The organism is Lujinxingia vulgaris (assembly GCF_007997015.1).
Classification (GTDB): Bacteria; Myxococcota_A; Bradymonadia; order Bradymonadales; family Bradymonadaceae; genus Lujinxingia; species Lujinxingia vulgaris.
This window is the reverse complement of record NZ_VOSM01000009.1, coordinates 141,268-158,379: the sequence shown is the minus strand read 5'-3', so window position 1 is coordinate 158,379 and position 17,112 is coordinate 141,268. Positions and strand designations below refer to the sequence as shown.

10 protein-coding genes are annotated in these 17,112 nt (G+C 68.0%); 6 read left to right on the top strand and 4 right to left on the bottom strand.

The window, feature by feature from the left end:
• Positions 1-43 precede the first annotated feature (43 nt).
• The 3 genes from FRC98_RS16595 to FRC98_RS16585 are packed head-to-tail and all read left to right on the top strand — an operon-like array spanning position 44 to position 6,768.
• Entirely contained in the window at positions 44-1,402 is a 1,359-nt protein-coding gene (locus FRC98_RS16595; protein ID WP_146982550.1) for a hypothetical protein, read from the top strand.
• Positions 1,402-5,985, top strand: a complete 4,584-nt coding sequence (locus FRC98_RS22070; protein ID WP_146982549.1) for a cation:proton antiporter — start codon at positions 1,402-1,404, stop codon at positions 5,983-5,985. Before FRC98_RS16595 ends, FRC98_RS22070 begins: the two co-directional genes overlap by 1 nt.
• A 9-nt stretch (positions 5,986-5,994) precedes the next feature.
• A complete protein-coding gene (locus FRC98_RS16585; RefSeq protein ID WP_146982548.1) occupies positions 5,995-6,768 on the top strand; it encodes a mechanosensitive ion channel domain-containing protein in 774 nt (257 codons plus the stop codon).
• A 48-nt stretch (positions 6,769-6,816) separates the two neighbouring features.
• Here the strand turns inward: FRC98_RS16585 and FRC98_RS16580 are convergent, their stop codons facing one another.
• A complete protein-coding gene (locus tag FRC98_RS16580; protein ID WP_146982547.1) occupies positions 6,817-7,080 on the bottom strand; it encodes a hypothetical protein in 264 nt (87 codons plus the stop codon).
• Between the two features lie 128 nt (positions 7,081-7,208).
• On the opposite strand from FRC98_RS16580, the gene FRC98_RS16575 reads away from it, so the two are divergent.
• Both FRC98_RS16575 and FRC98_RS16570 read left to right on the top strand, forming a co-directional pair.
• Positions 7,209-8,258, top strand: coding sequence for a hypothetical protein (locus tag FRC98_RS16575; RefSeq protein ID WP_146982546.1), 1,050 nt, complete (start codon positions 7,209-7,211; stop codon positions 8,256-8,258).
• A complete protein-coding gene (locus FRC98_RS16570) occupies positions 8,258-9,673 on the top strand; it encodes an aspartate aminotransferase family protein (protein ID WP_146982545.1) in 1,416 nt (471 codons plus the stop codon). The genes FRC98_RS16575 and FRC98_RS16570 overlap by 1 nt, the downstream gene beginning before the upstream one ends.
• Positions 9,674-9,705: 32 nt before the next feature.
• Here the strand turns inward: FRC98_RS16570 and FRC98_RS16565 are convergent, their stop codons facing one another.
• On the bottom strand, positions 9,706-10,326 hold the full coding sequence (locus FRC98_RS16565) for a hypothetical protein (RefSeq protein ID WP_146982544.1): 621 nt from the start codon (positions 10,324-10,326) through the stop codon (positions 9,706-9,708).
• Between the two features lie 224 nt (positions 10,327-10,550).
• Between FRC98_RS16565 and FRC98_RS16560 the strand changes: the two genes are divergently transcribed.
• Positions 10,551-11,564: a 3-oxoacyl-ACP synthase III family protein gene (locus tag FRC98_RS16560; RefSeq protein ID WP_146982543.1), complete on the top strand. Its 1,014-nt coding sequence runs from the start codon at positions 10,551-10,553 to the stop codon at positions 11,562-11,564.
• Between the two features lie 80 nt (positions 11,565-11,644).
• Here the strand turns inward: FRC98_RS16560 and FRC98_RS16555 are convergent, their stop codons facing one another.
• On the bottom strand, positions 11,645-13,027 hold the full coding sequence (locus FRC98_RS16555) for a hypothetical protein (protein ID WP_146982542.1): 1,383 nt from the start codon (positions 13,025-13,027) through the stop codon (positions 11,645-11,647).
• Positions 13,024-16,941 (bottom strand): PKD domain-containing protein, encoded by a 3,918-nt coding sequence (locus tag FRC98_RS16550; RefSeq protein WP_230467699.1) that lies wholly within the window; start codon positions 16,939-16,941, stop codon positions 13,024-13,026. Before FRC98_RS16550 ends, FRC98_RS16555 begins: the two co-directional genes overlap by 4 nt.
• Between the last annotated feature and the right edge of the window lie 171 nt (positions 16,942-17,112).

The window sequence follows — 17,112 nt, the reverse complement described above, 5'->3', positions numbered from 1 at the left end:
ATCGCGCGGCACTGCGGCGACTCCCCCGCCGCGAAAGGATGCTATGTCGAAGCGATGGAAGAGCACGGCCGTTTTGATGAGCGTGCTCATAATGATGGCGTGGGTGGAAGCCGCGCACGCCGCCGACGCCGGCGCAGCGATGGTGCTCGCCAGGGGCTCGACCCTCCAGGTGCTGGTGGGCCTGGGGTTTGTGGCCTGCGCCACGCTTCTGGCCTACCTCTCGCCAGGGCTCCTCGGACGTCGAAGCGGCGTGGTCACCGGCGCGCATTATGTGGCCCTGGGGGCGCTCCTGGTGCCCGTGGGCGGGCTGCTCCGTGACGTGGCCCTCCCGGTACTCGAACCGATGATGGCGCTCACCGTGGGGGCAGTGGCGCTCTCGGCGGGGCTTCGCTTAAGCCCGGCCGAGCTTCGCGAGGTCGGCGGGGCGGATCTCAAGCTGGGCGCGGTCATCTCCGCGGTGGGAGCGCTGGTGATGATCGCGCTGCCCATGGCGCTCCTGCGCTGGAGCGCGCCCCCGCAGATCGTCGACGCCTGGTGGCCGGCGCTGGCCGCCCTGGGCGTGCTGGCGCTCACCGCCGACGACGACCAACTCCAACGCCTCACCTCCTCGCTGGGGGTCAACGCCGCGGCGGCCTCGCGCGCCGCACGGCTGACCCGGGTGTGCATGCCGGCAGCTTTGCTCGGGCTGCTGGTCTTTTTCACGTGGCGCCAGGCCCCCGTCGCGGGCCTCCCGCAGAACGCCACCCCGCTGATCGGCCTCGCCATGCATCTGGGCCTGGGAGGGCTTGCCGGGGGTCTGGCCGGCGCACTCCTGCAGGGGCGCCCCGACGATGATCGCATGATCTCGATCGCGCTCGGCGTTGGCGTCACCCTCAGCGCAGTGGCCTGGGCGGCCAACCTCTCGGTGGTCCTGGTCAACGTGATCGCCGGCGTCATTATGGCCGCGATGAGCTCCGAATCGCTGCGGCTGACAAAAGTTCTCGATACGATGAGTGCCCCCCTCTACGTGCTCACCCTCTTTTTTGCCGGCACGTTATGGGCCGGCGGAAGCTCTGCCTGGGTCTGGGGCGCCGCGGCGAGTTTTGTGCTGCTACGTTATGTGGGCCGCATGCTCGGGGAGGTGGCGTATCGCCCCAGGCTGCGCGGACTTCGCCCCGAGCCGGGCACTCACCGCGCGCTCTGGGCGCCGGGCGCGCTGGGCGCGGCCATCGTCATCGACCTGATCCACGCCTTGCCCGCCGAGCCCGCCGTTGCCCCGATGATCTCGGCGCTTGTGCTCGCGCTCTTTCTGGCCGACTTGCTGGCCTGGGTGTTTTTGCGCGGCTGGCTCATTGATATCTCCGAGGTCGACGCCGAGCGTCGCTCGCACTCCCCCTGGGGAAGCTGGCAGGAGGGGCGCTGATGCGAGAGTTTCTGACCCTTACCATTGTGCTCGCGCTGCTCACCCTGGCTCAGCTGGTCTGGCCGGGCGCCACCGCTGCCATGGCCGGCGACGGGCTGGTCGCCGTCGGGCTTATGGTGCTTGTGGCGTTTGCCACCGGTGAGGCGTTTCGTCGGGTGGGGCTCCCCTCGCTGCTCGGCTACATCGGCGCCGGGGTGCTCCTCGGACCGAGCTTCTCCAGCCTGATGCCCGACGCCTACCCCCTGGCGATCATCTCCTCGCGCCTCATCGATGAGCTCGCCGTGGTGCAGCTCCTGGTGGTGGCGCTCATCGGGATGCTCGCCGGCGCGAAGTTGCGCCTGGCCGATCTTCGGGAGCAGGCCCGGCTGGTGGCCCGGATTACCCTGGCGATCGCGCTGGCGGTGATCCCCACCACGGTGATCGCGGTGATGCTCACCACCCGCATCTTCCCCGCGCACCTGGCCATCTTCGCCTCCGAGCCTCTTTCGCAGCAGCTCATCATCGCGCTCTTCTTTGGGGTGCTGGCCTTCGGGCTTAGCCCGACCATCACCGTCGCGTTGATTCAGGAGCTCCGCGCCCGGGGGCCGCTGGCCACCGCGGCGCTGAGCGTGGTGGTGGCCGGTGAGTTTTTGATCTTCGGGTTCTTTGCCGCGCTGATGGCCGGCGCCACCCTGCTCGCCAGCCCCGATCCCGTCACCGGCGGCTCGCTCGCGGGCATGGTGCCGGCGTTGCTCACCGAGCTCGCCCTCTCGCTGGGCCTGGGCCTCGCGCTGGGCGTTGCGATCGCCGCCTACGCCCGCTGGGTGCGCTCCTACCTCTTGTTGATGGTGCTCGCCAGCGGGGTGCTGGCGTACCTGAGCGCGCTGCGGGTCGCCGCCGAGCCGACGCTGATCTTTCTGGTCGCGGGCTTCTTCGTGCAAAACGCCACGCTGCGTGGTCGCGAGCTTGTGCGCGCCCTGGAGCAGGTCGCGCTGCCGGTCTTTGTGATCTACTTCGCCACGGTCGCCGCCGGTCTCGATCTTCGGGCTGCGCCGGCCTATGTGCCGCTGATCCTCGTGCTGGTGGTGGTGCGCCTGGGCGCGCTCTACTTCGCCACGCGCCGGGTCTGCGCGCGGGCGGTCGATACCCGCCAGAGCCTGCATTATCTGCCCACCGCCTTCATCGCGCAGGACGCCGTGGTGCTGGTGCTCGCCGGCGTCGTCGCGGTGAACTTCCCGGCGTGGGGACCGGCGTTTCAGAGCGTGGTGATGGCCACGGTGATCGTCTACTTGAGCCTGGGCCCGATCTTCTTGAAGACTGGCCTGGAGCGCTCCGGAGAGGCCCGCCGCGCCTCCCACGAGCGCCGCGATGAGCGGGTGTTGGGCCTTGAGGAGTTTGAACTTCTCGAACCCACCGACCTCGGGCAACGCCTTGAAGCACCGCGCTTCGACGACGCCTGGCTGCGCGGCCATATCGAAGATCTGCGCAGCGCGCTCATCGATCAGGCCGAGCAGACCTTTCAACAGCCCATCCGCCTGCGACGCGACGGCATCATCGACGCTCTCATCGAGCTGGAGTCGGTGGTCGACGAGCTCATCAAGGGGCTGCGCGAGTGGGATGCCGAGATGCGCCAGCAGACCCCGCCGCCCGAGGCCGGCCCGCGCCTGGAAGCGCTGCGCGGGGTGCAGCGCACCTACCTGGCGCAGGTGGGTCAGGTCTACGAGCGACTGCTGCAGCTGGAGGGTGCCCCCCTGACGCCGGCCTCGGTGGAGGCCTTCCTGAGCGCGGTGCGCGCCATGGAAGACAAACAAACCCTCTACCGCATCGAACGCGAGCCGGCCCTGGAGCAGGTCGAGCCCTCCGACGCCCCCTGGCTTCGCGCGCTCAAGTGGGGGCGGCGAGTGCGCCGTCGGGTGCTGGGCGCGGGCTACCGCAATGTGCCCGTGGGCCGGCTGTGGAGCTACCATATGGAGCTCTCCCTGCCCGTGCAGCTCTTGCGCGTCACCCCGCCGGTAGCTGCCCAGTACGAGGAGCTGTGGCGCGCGTTGTGGCAGCATCTTCGCGAGGTCGACCGTTTTCTGGAGTCGCTGGCCGAGGCGTCTGCCACCGAGCGCGACGCATCGAATCCCCCGGCCGAACCGGACCCAGTGTCGGGCTCGCCCGCCGACGAAACGTCTCCAAACGCCGCGTCGGTCGAGGCCCGGATCGCCGCATTCTATGCGGACTTCTCCGAGAGCCACGCGGAGCTCGCGCACCAGACCCGCCGCAGCGCCGAGGTGGGTTTAAAGGGCTACGGCCAGAGCCTGGAGCAGAGCTACCACGCCTTTGTGCGCGGCGTGGCGCTGGCGGGCACAAGCCAGCTGCCCGCGCTCGTCTACCGCCCCTCATCGCGATTTGCATCGGCGCGCCGCGCTTCAAGCCAACTCGGAGATCGCCTGGCCCGCCAGCACCAGATCATCGAGGGCTACCGCGGGTGGTTGAAACTCGATCATCAGGTCTCGGAGTTTGTGCAGTGGTCCCAGGGCACGCGCCTGGCCGCCGAGCGCGCCGCCCGCCAGACCCTGGGCGCGGGCATGGAGCCTCTGGAGGCGCTGGAGCAGCAGCTCGAAGAGCTCCACGATCGCGCCCGCCGCGCCCCGCTCGACTGGGAGCTGGCGTATACCTCCGAGCTCCGACCGCTCCTCCTTCGCGCCCGGCGCGCCCAGGAGCTCCGGTTGGCCCGCGTGCGTCAGGGCCGCTACACACGCCAACTTCTCGAACTTGTCGAGGCCCGCGTCGAACAGCTCCCGGCCACCATCGCCGTGCTCAGCGCCGACCCCCGGCGAGCCATCGTGGCCGGCGCTCAGCACTACGAGCTGCCGCTGCGCCGCTGGGTCAGCTCCCAGGTCAGCCGCGAGCTCGCGCTGCGCGTGGTCGACTTCAACGAACGCGCCGCCACCCGTCAGGAGGAGCGCCACACCCTGCTCGGCGCCATCGAGCAGCTGCTGGAGTTTCACCTGGTCACCGCCCGACGCCAGCGCACCCGCTCGCCAGGGAATGGCGAGGAGGGCGAGGGCGCCCCGGTCCCGGCGGACCTCGCCGGCGGTGAGGAGGGCGCCGGCGTGCAGGGCATTGAGCGCGCGCTGCGCGCGCTGACCAGCCTGCGCGAGCGCATCAGCCGCGATGAAGAGGAGCTCGTCGCCTGGCTCATCAGCGAGTGGGATCGCCTCATGACCCGCGCCTTTGAACCCATCGAGGAGCGCCGCCTGGGCGAACTTCAGCGCGAGCTCGCGCGCCAGGGCGCCGCATCCTTTGTGGCGCGCGGCGAATCTCTGGCCGGGGAGCTCCTGGAGCCCCTCGCGCGCCACCTGGGCGCCGCGCGCGCCCGCGCAGCGCGATGGTCGGATGAGCTTGGCGAGGAGCTTCGCACCCTGCTGGGCGCCTCGACCTTGCCCGCCGATGATGCCGCCCGCCGCCGCGCCCTGCTGGCCGATGAGCCCGTGGCGCACTCCCGCGCTCCATCGGTCTATCGGCGTCTCTTCGTGCCCAGCCCGCTGGACATCCCCGACTTCTATCGCGAGCGCGGCGTCGAGGAGCAGCTCCTGGCCAGCGCGCGCCGCTGGGCCACCGGCGCCGAAGAAGTTGCGCTGATCCGCGGGCCCCGCGGCAGCGGCAAACGCACCCTGGCCCGCCACCTCGTGCCGGCCCGCATCTACGGCGTCGTCCCGGATCTTCGCGAAGAGAGCGTTGTCACGCTGAGCTTAAGCTCGGTCGCCCGCGAGGAGCCCGCGCTCAGCCGCGCCATCGTCGAAGGGCTCGGCATCCAGGGCGCCGCCACCCGCTCCTTCGATGATCTTCGCCAGTACCTGCAGCGTGGCGAGCTGCGCCGGCGTGTCATCGTCGTCGAAGACGCCCAGCGCCTGGTGCTTCGCACCGAGGTCGGCGTCGCCCTCACCGAGCGCTTCTTCAACCTCGTGGCCGACAGCGCTCAGACGATCTTCTGGGTGTTGCTCATGGATGAGGCCAGCGCCGACTTCGCCGCGTCCCACCTCAACCTCGACCGCGTGGTCACCACCACCGTGAGCCTGCCGCCGGCAGACGGGGCCTGGCTGGAAGCGATGATCCTGGCCCGCCACCGCGTCAGCGGCTTCGGGCTGAGCTTCGAGCCTCAGCCCCGCGGCCGCCTGGAGCGTCTGGCGCGCCTGCAACTCCGCACGCCCGCCCCGGAGCTTGTGCAGCGCGAGTTTTTTGAAGCGCTGGCCGCCCACGCTCGCCATAACCCGCGCGCCGCGCTCCTGTGGTGGCTGCGCGCGGTGCGCCCCGACCCCGGCGACGACGCGCGCCTGCTCGTCTCACCACTTTGCGGCGCACCCCTGCCGGTGCTTGATGCGCTGAGCCTTGAGCAACGTCTGCTCCTGGCCGCAATCACCCTCCACGGCAGCTTAAGCCCGCATCAGGCCCACCTGATCGTGGGGCTCAGCCAGGAGAGCGCCCGCGCCGAGCTCGATGCGCTGCGCCGCAAGGGCTACCTGGAGACCCTGGCCGACAACCCCGACGAGCTGCAGCTTCGCCCCGGCGCCGACGCCGCCATCGCCGACGCGCTGTGCCGCCAGAACCTGATCTAAGGAGCCCGCATGGAACCCACCGAACTCCCCCCGGCCGAGCTCGCCGCGACCTCACCCTCGTGGTTTGCCCTGGCGCTGGTCGTGCTCGCTGCGGCGCTGGTCAGCGTGGGGCTGCGCCGACTCTCCACCTCCGGGGCCGATCGACGGCTTTTACGCTGGCTGCCCCTGGCTCAGGTCGGGGTCTGGTCGCTGGCGTTGATCGTGATCTTGAGCAGCATCGCCCGCCAGGGCATCACCGCCGGACTCCTCCTGGCGCTGGCCGCCCTGGCCGCGCTCATCGTCGCCGCCGCACCTCTGCTTCGCAGCGTCGTCGCCGGGCTGGTGCTCTTTGGCGAAGCCCGCCATCAGGTCGGCGACACCCTGGAGGTTGGCGAGCGCCGCGGCGTCATCGAACACCTGGGCGCGCGCACCCTGCGCCTTCGCGACGCCCGCGGTGAACGCCACGAGATCCCCTACGCCGAGCTCGTCGATCGCCCCTTAACGCACCTCCCTCATGCTGGCGAGGTGCACTGTGAGATGGAGCTGGAGGTCCCGGCAGAGCTGCCGGTGGAGCGTGCCCTGGAGCGCGTGCGCACGCTGGCCTCCCTCACCCCTTACGTCGCCCCTCGCCACCGCCCCGAGGCCTTCCTGGTGGCCCAGGCGGCCCCTGGCGAGCATATTCGCATCCGGGTGCGGGCGCGCGTGGCCTCGGCGGAGCTCGTCGACCACTTCCGCAGCGATCTTCTGCGCCGCCACCGCCAGGCCTTCTCACCCGCCGAGCCCGCCGAACCCCTGCACGCTTGAAAAATCCGAGGCGCCAGAGGCGCCTTCACGTGGATCGCCCCTTAAGGCTCAGCGCCGGGCCATGCTCTGCACATAAAGCCCCGGATCCATGCCGCGAGCCCAGCGCACCAACACCTGCACCGCCCCCTGGTAGGGCGAGTCCTGATCGAGGTTGAGGTGCGTCCACACATCCTCCACCTCACAGATGCGCGTCTCCCCCGACCATTTCACCAGCACATGCTCGCCCTTAACAGGCACACGCAGCGTGTGGTTGGAGCGGGCGCGCTCCACGGTGATCTCGGCATTTTTATCCATGATGACGATCTGGTACATCGCTTCTACTCCGCGCGGGGTTCGGGGCGTTGCCTCCAGGGGCAATTAACGCAAGTATAGGCCAGCCGGCCCCCCTCCCCAAGCCCTTCCGAACCGACCGCTTTTGCCGGTCCACTGCCGACTCGCTGATGATGATTTCCTTCTGGCCTCGCCATAACCCCCTCGTGACGTCGCTCCTGTTTGCGAGCCTCGCGCTGGTCGCGTTTGCGCCTGCGCCGGCCTTCGCCCAGTCCGAGGGGCAGGGCGAGGAGACCCCGCGCCTCAAGACCTTCCCCGAAGATCTGGGTTATGGGGAGCAGCCGGTGCCGGACGACGCTCACTTCAAGCCACTTCAGCAGCACGTCGGCCCGGTCGATGCCCGCGCCGAGAGCAACCCGCTGGCCGGCCGCCTCATCGTCTGGCCCACCGCCACGATCCTCAACGAGGGCGACTGGTCCTACCGCACCGTCGCCTTTGTCGAACATCGCATCGGCTACAGCCCCACGCAGGGCACTGAGCTTCGCATCAGCTCCACCTGGCCCGGCATCAGCCAGTATTACCTGGGGGTGGGCGCGCGTTTTAACCTCGTCGACACCGCGCGCGCCGCGCTGACCTGGGGCCCCTCGGCCCGCTACCGCCGCAGCGGCTTTGACCCCGGCACCCAGGACCTGAGCCTGGGCCTGGAGCTTGTGGCCGACATTCCCTTAAACGATCGCAGCGTCTTCAGCGTGGGCGGCGCGCTCAACCTGGTCGCCGCCTTTGGCTACCGGCCCTACGACCCGAGCACCTGTGAGACCCGCTACGACTTCGGCCGTGGCGAGTGCTACTTCGAGAACACCGAGTACACCTGGGAGTTCCCCTCCGGCGGTCACTGGGGCGCGCTCTTTATGGGCCTCAACATTCACGCCACCGACTACATGGTCTTCAACCTGGAGGCCTTCACCGGCGCGGGCTCCGGCTCGTTTATGGAGCTCAACGATTTCTTCGAGCAGGTCCCCACCTACAGCGATGAGCTGGCCGGATTTACCGATGGCGAGTTGCGCGCCGGGCTGGAGGTCTTCGGGCCGCTGACCCTGGGCGTGGGTACGACCTGGATCTTTGGCAATTTCGCCACCCAGACCTCATTGATGCTCACGAGTTTTATGGGCCAGACGCTGCTTGTTCCCTTCCTCTCCGTCGCCTACCTGGGAGGCCAGTGATGCTCAGCGGTGAGAGTCTTCCAAAAATCGTAAGCGCGATTCCCGGGCCGCAGTCCATCGCGATGGTCGATGAGCTCGCGCGCTCGGAGTGCCCGGCCATCACCGCCCGCCGCGCCCGCCGCGCCGCCGAGACCGGCGTGGGCCAGGACCCCATCGTCTGGAAGCGCGCAAAGGGCGCCAACATCGAAGACGTCGACGGCAACATCTACGTCGACTTCACCGGCGCCTTTGCCGTCGCCGGCATCGGTCACACCCACCCCCGGGTGGTGGAGGCCGCGCAGCGCCAGTCCGAAGAGCTCATCCACGCCATGGGCGACGTCTACCCGAGCGAGGCGAAGATCCGCTTTACGCGTCGCCTGGCCGACGTCGCTCCGGCCGAGCTCACCCACGCCATCCTGGGCCTCTCCGGGGCCAGCGCGGTGGAGGCCGCCCTCAAGACCGCGGCAGTGCACACCGGCCGCCCCGGCGTCATCGCCTTCTGGGGCGGCTACCATGGCTTGAGCTATGGCGCGCTGGGGGCAACGGCTTACCGCGACAACTTCCGCCGCCCCTTCATGTCGCAGCTCAACCCCTGGGTCACACACCTTCCTTACCCCGACACCTACCGCCCGCCTTTTGGCCTGCCCCCCGGCACCGATCCGCAGGCCATCAGCCAGGCGACCATCGCGCACCTGCGCGAGATGCTGCGCGGCCCGGCCAGCGGTGCTGAGATGATCGGCGCCATCCTCATTGAACCCATCCAGGGCCGCGGCGGGGAGATCGAGCCCCCGCCGGGCTTCCTGGCCGCGCTTAAAGAGGTGTGTGAGGAGTTTGGCCTCGTGCTGATCTTCGACGAGATCTACACCGGCTTTGGCCGCACCGGCACGATGTTCGCGTGTGAGCATGAGGGCGTCACCCCCGACATCTTATGCGTCGGCAAAGCGCTGGGCGGCGGCTTCCCCCTCTCGGCGGCCATCGGTCGCCGCGAGGTCATGGACTCCTGGGGCAACTCCTCTGGCGAGTCGGTGCACACCTCCACCTTTTTAGGAAACCCGCTGGGCTGCGCGATGGCCGAGGCCGTGCTCGACGTGCTCATCGAAGAAGACTGGCCCAGGCGTGTGGCACAAAAGGGCAGGGAGGTGCGCACTCGCCTCGAAGCGCTGCAGGCGCGCTTCCCCGAGCGCATCGGCCTTGTGCGCGGCCGCGGGCTGATGCTGGGCCTGGAGCTCATCAAAGACCCCGCGACCCGCGCCCCCGACGGCGCGCTCGGCCTCGGGATCATGGGTTATTGCCGCGACCGCGGCTACCTGGTGCTTCCCTCCGGCCAGCACGGGCACGTGCTCGCGCTCTCTCCGCCCTTCGTGATCACAGATCAGCAGTGGGACGGCCTCTTTGAGGTGCTGGAAGAGGCGCTGGCGCATTTCTGCAGCGCCTGAGATACCCGGGCGCCCCGCGCGCGCGATGAGCCTCAGGAGGCCTTAAGTTGCGCTCGGGCCCGCGCCAGCAGGGGTGAGATCACCAGCGTGGGCAGCGTCTCGTCGGTTTTCGAGAGCAGCTCCGGCGTGGCGCGCGGCGCGCCCCGAAGCTGCGAGGCGTCGATCTTCGACTCCAGGATAAGCTGCTTCTGCGCATCGTCGGCGTCGCTCAACACCAGCCACACAGGCCAGGGGATCGTACGCCGGGTGTCGCTCTCCGGCGGAAGCTCCGTGGTCACAATCCGCGCGGTGGGACGCGTAAGGCGCAGGCGCTCCTTTCCCTGCTCACTCCAGATGAGCGCGTCCCCGTCCCATTGAATGCGCCGCGCCACGCTGACCACCCGCATCGACTGCGCCGTAAAGAAGTTGCGCATCACCACAAAGAGCACCGTCCAGGTCGCGATCACGCTCAGTGAGAGCCACATCGCCGCCACCGGCTCGTTGGCCACCCCGCGGTAGGCGCGCGCGGCGGCGATCAGCACCACCAGCACCCCGCAGGCCAGCCCGGCGACCACCGGGTGCCGCCCGGCAAAGGCCAGCACGGCCCCGAGCACACCCTCGCGCGGGCGTTCCACCGCCACATGGTAGACCAGATCCAGGGGCTCGTTCGTCATGCAGGCTCTCTCGGCTATACGGGCAGGGGGGCAGAAGTTCGCATCAGGGCAGGGCGCGCGCGTCATGGCATCGGGTGGTGGAAGCGCATGGCCAACGCGGTTATCCTCAACCGGTAGCTCCCGACAACCAGCGCGTTCGCCTCACAACATCGCGCGCCCGTTAACCTTGCACCGCATGTGGCGCGGGGCAAGCCTCAAGCCCCCCTCGAAGGATGAGCGACCCGATGAGCACGCAACCTCTCGGCACCCGTATCACCGGCTGCGGCCGCGCCCTGGGCGCGCGCTGCGTCACCAACGCCGAGTTGGCCGCAACGCTGGAGTCCTCCGATGACTGGATCGTCGCGCGCACCGGCATCCGCACCCGCCACTTCATTGAGCCCGGCCAGTCCAACACCTCGCTTGCGCTGGAGGCCTCCCGCGCCGCCCTCGATGATGCGGAACTCGACGCCGGTGAGCTCGACGCCATCGTCTTCGCCACCCTCTCGCCAGACATGGTCTTCCCGGGCAACGGCGTGCTCCTGCAGGAAGCGCTCGGTGTGGCGCCCATCCCGGCGATCGACGTGCGCAATCAGTGCTCGGGTTTCCTCTACGCCCTCTCGGTGGCCCGCGCCTGGATCATAAGCGGCACCTACCGCCGGGTACTCGTGGTCGGCAGCGAGGTTCACTCCACCGGCCTCGACTTAAGCCCGCGGGGGCGAGCGGTCTCGATTCTTTTTGGCGACGGTGCGGGCGCGGTGGTGTTGGAGGCCGTGGACTCCCATGTGCAAAAGGGCGGGGCGCTCGAGCCGGTGCACCTGGGCGCCGACGGTCGCGGCGCTCGCCTGCTCTTCTGCGACCGCCCCGGCGCCGCACACCACCCCAGCATCACCCCCGACGATCTGGAGGCCGGGCGTCACTACGCGCATATGGAAGGCCGCCAGGTCTTTCGCCGCGCCGTCGAACTGCTCAGCGACGAGGTCGCAAGCCTCATCGCACGCTACAACCTCGATCCACAACGCGCGCTGCTCGTGGCCCACCAGTCCAACCGCCGCATCAATGAGCTCGTCGCAGCGCGCACGCACATCCCCGAGGCGCGCGTCCTGCACACCATCGAGCAGTGGGGAAACACCACCGCCGGCAGCATCCCCATGGCCCTCGACCTGGCGCGGCGCGAGGGCCGCATCGCCCCCGGCGACCCCGTCATCATGGCCGCCTTCGGAAGCGGCCTGACCTGGGGCACCGCCCTGATGTGGGGATAATGCTGCCCATAAAAAAAGACGCCCCGATGAAGCATTGGGGCGCCTTAACCTGCTGAACTTAAAATGTTTTCGGGGGCTTCTTAGTTCTCCAGCGAAGTCACGCCCGAGTAGTACACAAGCTCCAGATAAGGCCCCACCCGATCAACGCCCGGAAGCCCCGTCAGGTCTTCACTACACCCCTGATCGACGATCACGCGGTGCATCCCGCGCACAAGCTCCACGCGCCGGGTCGTCTCACTGCCCAGCGCCACCGTCTCGCCAGGGACCACATTGAGAAGGCCCGTCTCAGTCTGCAACCCCAGTGTCAGTGGCGAGCTCAGCTGCAGGCACGCTGCGCTCTCGCGACCCACCTGGCATCCCTCGCTGAGGCGCGCGCTGTAATCGAGCGCCAGATGCGAGGGAATGCTGTAGCCCCGCACCAGATCGATGGTCTCTACCTCCACCACCTCCCCGGCCTGATTCTCGCGCTCCAGGTCGATGGAGATGTTCGCGTACGCGACCTCGCCATCACCGTTGGGCGCGGCAATATCCACAAAGAACTGCACAAAGAGCGGGTTCAAGTCGCTGTTAGGCGTCAGGCGGTTGGCCAGGCGCTCGCTGCCACAGATCTGCCAGTCGCGCTCCTCGGCATCACTCTTCAGCCAGACATCGAAGCATCCCGCTTCCATCGCAGGCTCCACCGAGAGCACCTGCCACTCCCCCCCACTCGGGGGGTAACTCCAGCGCAGCCCCGGCCCGGCGATCCCCGTGGAACAACTTCCCTCATCGACCTCGGCGCTCAGCGCCACCTCCTCAATCGACGACGCCTCCCAGGCGCTCAACTCCACCGCCTCACCGACCGACTCCCAGGAGTAGACCGCTCCCGGGGGAGGCGACAGCGCCTCATTCTGTTCAGCCTCGGTGCACGTGCTCAACTCGCCACTGCACGGCCGGCTGCGCCAGGCACGCCGCTCCGAGAGAGGCGTCTCGGAGTAGTCCGCCCGGAGCACCACCGTGTTCTCACCGGTGGGCACATCGGCCGGCGCATCCACATCCCGATAAAAGGACTTGGTCTCCAGCCCGAAAGGCCACGACACCACCACATCTTCCACCCGGCCATCGGAGGTCCGCAGCATGCTGAGCTGGCATCCCTCCGAGCCGCGTGTTGATAACGATCCGTAGAGCCGCGTCTCCTGGCCGGAGTAGAGCCGCTCGATCGAGATGCTGTTCGTCAGATGCTCGTTGCGCAAAAACTCAGACATGCGCCCGGAGACCAACTCGCAATCGACCGCCAGATCCCCGCGCAACGACTGAACATTGAGCGGCACCACATCGTGCGAGCGGTTGTACACCGTGACCTGCGCCTCTTCCGGCTCCCCGAGCCCCTCAACACTCCGAGGCTCCTGACCACACCCTGCCGCCAGCAGCGTCCCCCCCACCAGCAATGCCGCTGCGACCTTTTTTTGAGTGTTCGGGTGCCTCACAGGCCCGCCTCACGTCGACGCCACCACATCAGCCCCAGGGCCGCCGCAAAGAGGAAGAAGCCCGGGTCGCCCTGCTGCGAGCTGGAGCTGCAGACGCAGCCGGAACCGGCGAGGCTACCGCGAAGCGCCTGCGGTTGGCCCGCGTCATCAACCCCGGCGTCTAAGCCGGCATCGCCGGCATCGCCGCCAGCATCACCGCCCGCATCGTCACCTGCATCACCACCGGCGTCGGGCCCCGGCTCCACCGGAATCTCCACCGGCTCCACCACAACCTCATGCACCTCACGCGGGCTGTTGGCCATGCCATCGCTGACGATGAGCCCGAAGCGGTAGGTCGTCGTCTCACTGAGCGTCTCGGGGAAGGTCACGTTGACCGCGCTCTCCCGATCGGTCTGCGAGATCGTCGGGAAGGGCTGCCCATCCACCAGACTCCACTGGTGGGACTGGATCGCGTCGCCATCCGGATCGCTGGAGCCGGCCCCGTCGAGCAGGATCGTCTCGCCAGCGCTCGCTTCGCTCGGACCTTCAATCAGCGCGACCGGCGGGCGGTTCTCATCGTTGGTGACGAGTACCTCGGTGGTGTCCGGCTCGCTGTCGAGCTCGCCATCGCTGACCACCAGCTCAAAGATCAGCACGACCTCCTCACCGGCCTCAAGCGTCGGCGCCACAAACATCGGGGCGGCCGAGCTGGCGTCATCAAGCTCCACCGTCGGACCGTCGAGCTGCGTCCAGGCAAAGCTCAGCTCATCCTCGTCCGGGTCGCTGCTGGCGGTGCCGTCGAGGGTGACGTCTGCCTCACTGCCCACCGACTGGTCGCTGCCAGCGTCGGCCTCCGGCGCGCGATTCTCCGTGGAGCACGCGCCAGCTTCATCGCAGTAGGCACCTTCGGCGCAATCCTCGTCACTCTCACAGGTGGTGAGGCAGGCGCCGGTATCACAGCGGAAGGGCGCGCAGTCGACGAGCGCACCGGCCGCACAGCCGCCGCTGACACACTGGCCCGCACCCACAAGCTCGGTCTCACTCTGGCAGAAGGGCGCCTGGCAGCTCAGACCGTCGGCGACAGGCTCAAACACGCAGCCTTCCACCGCGTCGCAGCTCCCCACCGTGCAGGGGTTGTTATCATCGCAGGTCACCGGCGCGCCGGCCTGGCAGACGCCGCTCTCGCAGACGCCGCTGGTGCATACATCGCCGGTATCGCAGCTGCTGCCATCGGCCAGCGGCTCACTCTCACAGGCGCCCGTCTCCGGGTTGCACACACCCACGGCGCAGGCGCCGCCTTCGGCGCTGCAGTCCACAACCTCGCCAGCCTCACAGCTACCCGCCTGGCAGGTATCGCCGGTGGTGCAGAGGTTGCCGTCGTCGCAGGAGGTGCCCGTCTGCGGCTGCGTCGGCACACAGGCACGCGCCGCGTTGGAGCAGACCACCCCGCCGTAGCACTGCTCGGTTTCACAGACGCGCGCCTCGCCAGCTTCACACTGGCCGACCGCGTTGCAGGTATCGTTGATCGTGCAGAAGAGCCCGTTATCACACGCCGAACCGGCCGCCTTCGGACTCCAGCTCGTCGTCGACTGCTGCGGATCGCATACGAAACACTCCGCCGAGGGGTTGGTCGCCCCGGAGGGGTAGCAGGTCTCCGAGATCAAGCATCCACTATTGATCGGGTGGGTGCACGCACCGTCCTGACACACATCACCGGTGCAGCTCAGCCCGTCGTCTTCACAGACTTCACCATCCTGCGGCGCAGTCTCATAGACACAACCCTCGATCGGATCGCAGCTATCCTGGGTGCAGGGGTTGCCATCGTTGCAATCGATCTGGGTGCCGGTGCACTGACCGGCCTGGCAGGTCGCCACCGTGCAGGAGTCACCCCCATCACCACAGGCAAGCCCGTCGGCGGCGTTGGACCACCCGCTGGTCGACTGCGCCGGATCGCAGAGCTCACACCCGTTATCCGGGTTGGCATCGCCCTCCGAATAGAACTCCCCGCCGATAAAGCAGTTGTCGCGCCCCGGATACATAAAGATCTGACCACCATTGGCGATCAGCCCATCGTAGGCGCGCGCGCCCACCAGCAGCTCGTCGTTGCCATCGCCGGTCAGATCGTCGATGCCTCGCACCGCGATTCCAAACTCCGAGCCCGCCTGACCCGAGAGAAGCGTCCAGTCCGGGGTGTTACGCAGCCCGTCAGGAGAGCCCAGATAGACCAGCACGCCGCCCTCGGCGACCCCGGCTTCGTTTTGCAGGTTGTAGGCGCCCACGGCCAGGTCGCGGTGGCCATCGTTATTGAAGTCACCGTTGGCGGCGATGCGCTGACCAAAACGTGCGCCGGCGTGCGGAGCGTTGACCGTCCAGACCTGCTGGTAGGCGCTGCTGGCGGTGTCCCACTCATAGATCGAGACCGAGCCGAAGCCACCTCCGCCTCCACCGGCACCGACGACCAGGGCGTCGATGCGACGTCCGTTGATCCGGGTGCCGTTGGGGCTGGGCATGGTATCCAGGCTGACCCCGAAGCTGCTGCCGCTGTTCGGGCCGTTGAGGCGAGTGGGGGGCAGAGCGATCGCGTTGCTGGCGTCATGGTCAAAGATGAACACGGCACCGGTGAAGCCCGAGGGGTAGGGCGTACCCACCGCGAAGCTGTCGCAGGTCGAGGAGGAGCCGCGGGTGTCGGGAAGGGTCTGAACGGTCCACCCCAGGGCGAGCCCCTGAGTGTTTTCCTGGTAGCGAAAGCCCGGCGTCGACTCGTAGATGCCGCTGGCGGCATCGTGGTGGTAGATCTGAACCTCGCCGGCAAGGTTGTATGTGGCATTGTCATTGACAGCGGTTTGGCTGGGAGCTCCCACCAGCAAATCATCCTGACCGTTGCAGTCGTAGTCGCCTACGCTCAGCGAGCGCCCAAGGCCTGCCAGAGTCGGCGACTCTCGAGACCAGACCAGTGGCGAGGGGTTAAGCGCACCCGAGGCGCACTCAAAGGGCCGGAACATCAGCACGCGTCCGAAGCCGCCGTTGTAACCCGGCGAGCCGACCACGAGTTCGTGGCAGCCGTCCTCGTTGGCATCGCCGCTGATCGAGAGCCCGATGCTGAGTTGTTCGTTGGGCGTGTCTCCGACCACCACAAATCCAGCGGTATTTCCAAAGCCGTTGGCGTTGCCCAGGTAGACCAGCGCGCGCCCCTGCAGCGATTGACTTACCGAATAGTTGGACTGGCTGATGGCAATGTCGGCCACGCCATCGCCGTTGACATCTCGGGGCTGACTGATGCTGTCGGCAAAGTTGGAGTTGGGCTGGGTGGAGGAGCCCTCCCAGATCGGCTGGCTCGCCAGAGGGTCGATCGTCAGCGGGTAAACCGCGTCGCGATCATCGACCTCAAACCAGAAGCGGGAATCATCGCTCGCAAGACGGACCGGCACCTCATTATGGCGTGCGTCGTAGGCGATGACTCCCGACCAACGAAAGACCACCTCCCCGTCATGCAGAACTTCCAGGTCGCCCTTATCGCTCTGGTAGGTCTTCATCCGCCCATGGTGAGCGAAATCCACGCGCACCGGACCCTTGCCGCGGGGAGGCTCCGAGAGTGTGGTAAAAAGTTTGAGCCCGGTGGCGCGATGCTCCAGGCTCACGCGCACGCCCCCGGCGTACTCCAGATGGGCCTCGGAGCTATCTTGAAGGCGTCCCTCTACCTTGCCCACATCAACGGTCGTGTCACCTCGGCCCACCCCCGCCAGTGCGAAATGATAGTCCCAGTTCTGGACGATCGGCTTCCCGCTGGCATAGAGCCCCGGCGTCGGCTCGATCGTGATTTCGCCGTCTGACCCGATGGTGACATCGCCAAGGGCCAGTACCGTCGCCTCTAAGCCTGCGGAAGTCGCATCGAAACCCTGAGGCCAGGCCGCTGCCAGTTCCTCGGGGGGGGCCATCGCTTTGAACCGGCTGCTCACCTCGGGGCGGTATGTCTCCCCGGGCGTTCCATACTCATTCTGCGCTTGAACGCGCGTGGTGGTTGCCTCTCCCTCATCACCGCTGCAGGCGCTCACGGCCATAAGCAACGCCATCGCAATCATATGAGCTCGCCTGGGGGCGAGTCTCCG

Bases quoted from the DNA above. Each gene is read 5' to 3' on its own strand.
- FRC98_RS16595 (WP_146982550.1), top strand. From the start codon at position 44: ATGTCGAAGCGATGGAAGAGCACGGCCGTTTTGATGAGCGTGCTCATA.
- FRC98_RS22070 (WP_146982549.1), top strand. From the start codon at position 1,402: ATGCGAGAGTTTCTGACCCTTACCATTGTGCTCGCGCTGCTCACCCTG.
- FRC98_RS16585 (WP_146982548.1), top strand. From the start codon at position 5,995: ATGGAACCCACCGAACTCCCCCCGGCCGAGCTCGCCGCGACCTCACCC.
- FRC98_RS16580 (WP_146982547.1), bottom strand. From the start codon at position 7,080: ATGTACCAGATCGTCATCATGGATAAAAATGCCGAGATCACCGTGGAG.
- FRC98_RS16575 (WP_146982546.1), top strand. From the start codon at position 7,209: ATGATGATTTCCTTCTGGCCTCGCCATAACCCCCTCGTGACGTCGCTC.
- FRC98_RS16570 (WP_146982545.1), top strand. From the start codon at position 8,258: ATGCTCAGCGGTGAGAGTCTTCCAAAAATCGTAAGCGCGATTCCCGGG.
- FRC98_RS16565 (WP_146982544.1), bottom strand. From the start codon at position 10,326: ATGACGAACGAGCCCCTGGATCTGGTCTACCATGTGGCGGTGGAACGC.
- FRC98_RS16560 (WP_146982543.1), top strand. From the start codon at position 10,551: ATGAGCACGCAACCTCTCGGCACCCGTATCACCGGCTGCGGCCGCGCC.
- FRC98_RS16550 (WP_230467699.1), bottom strand. From the start codon at position 16,941: ATGGCCCCCCCCGAGGAACTGGCAGCGGCCTGGCCTCAGGGTTTCGAT.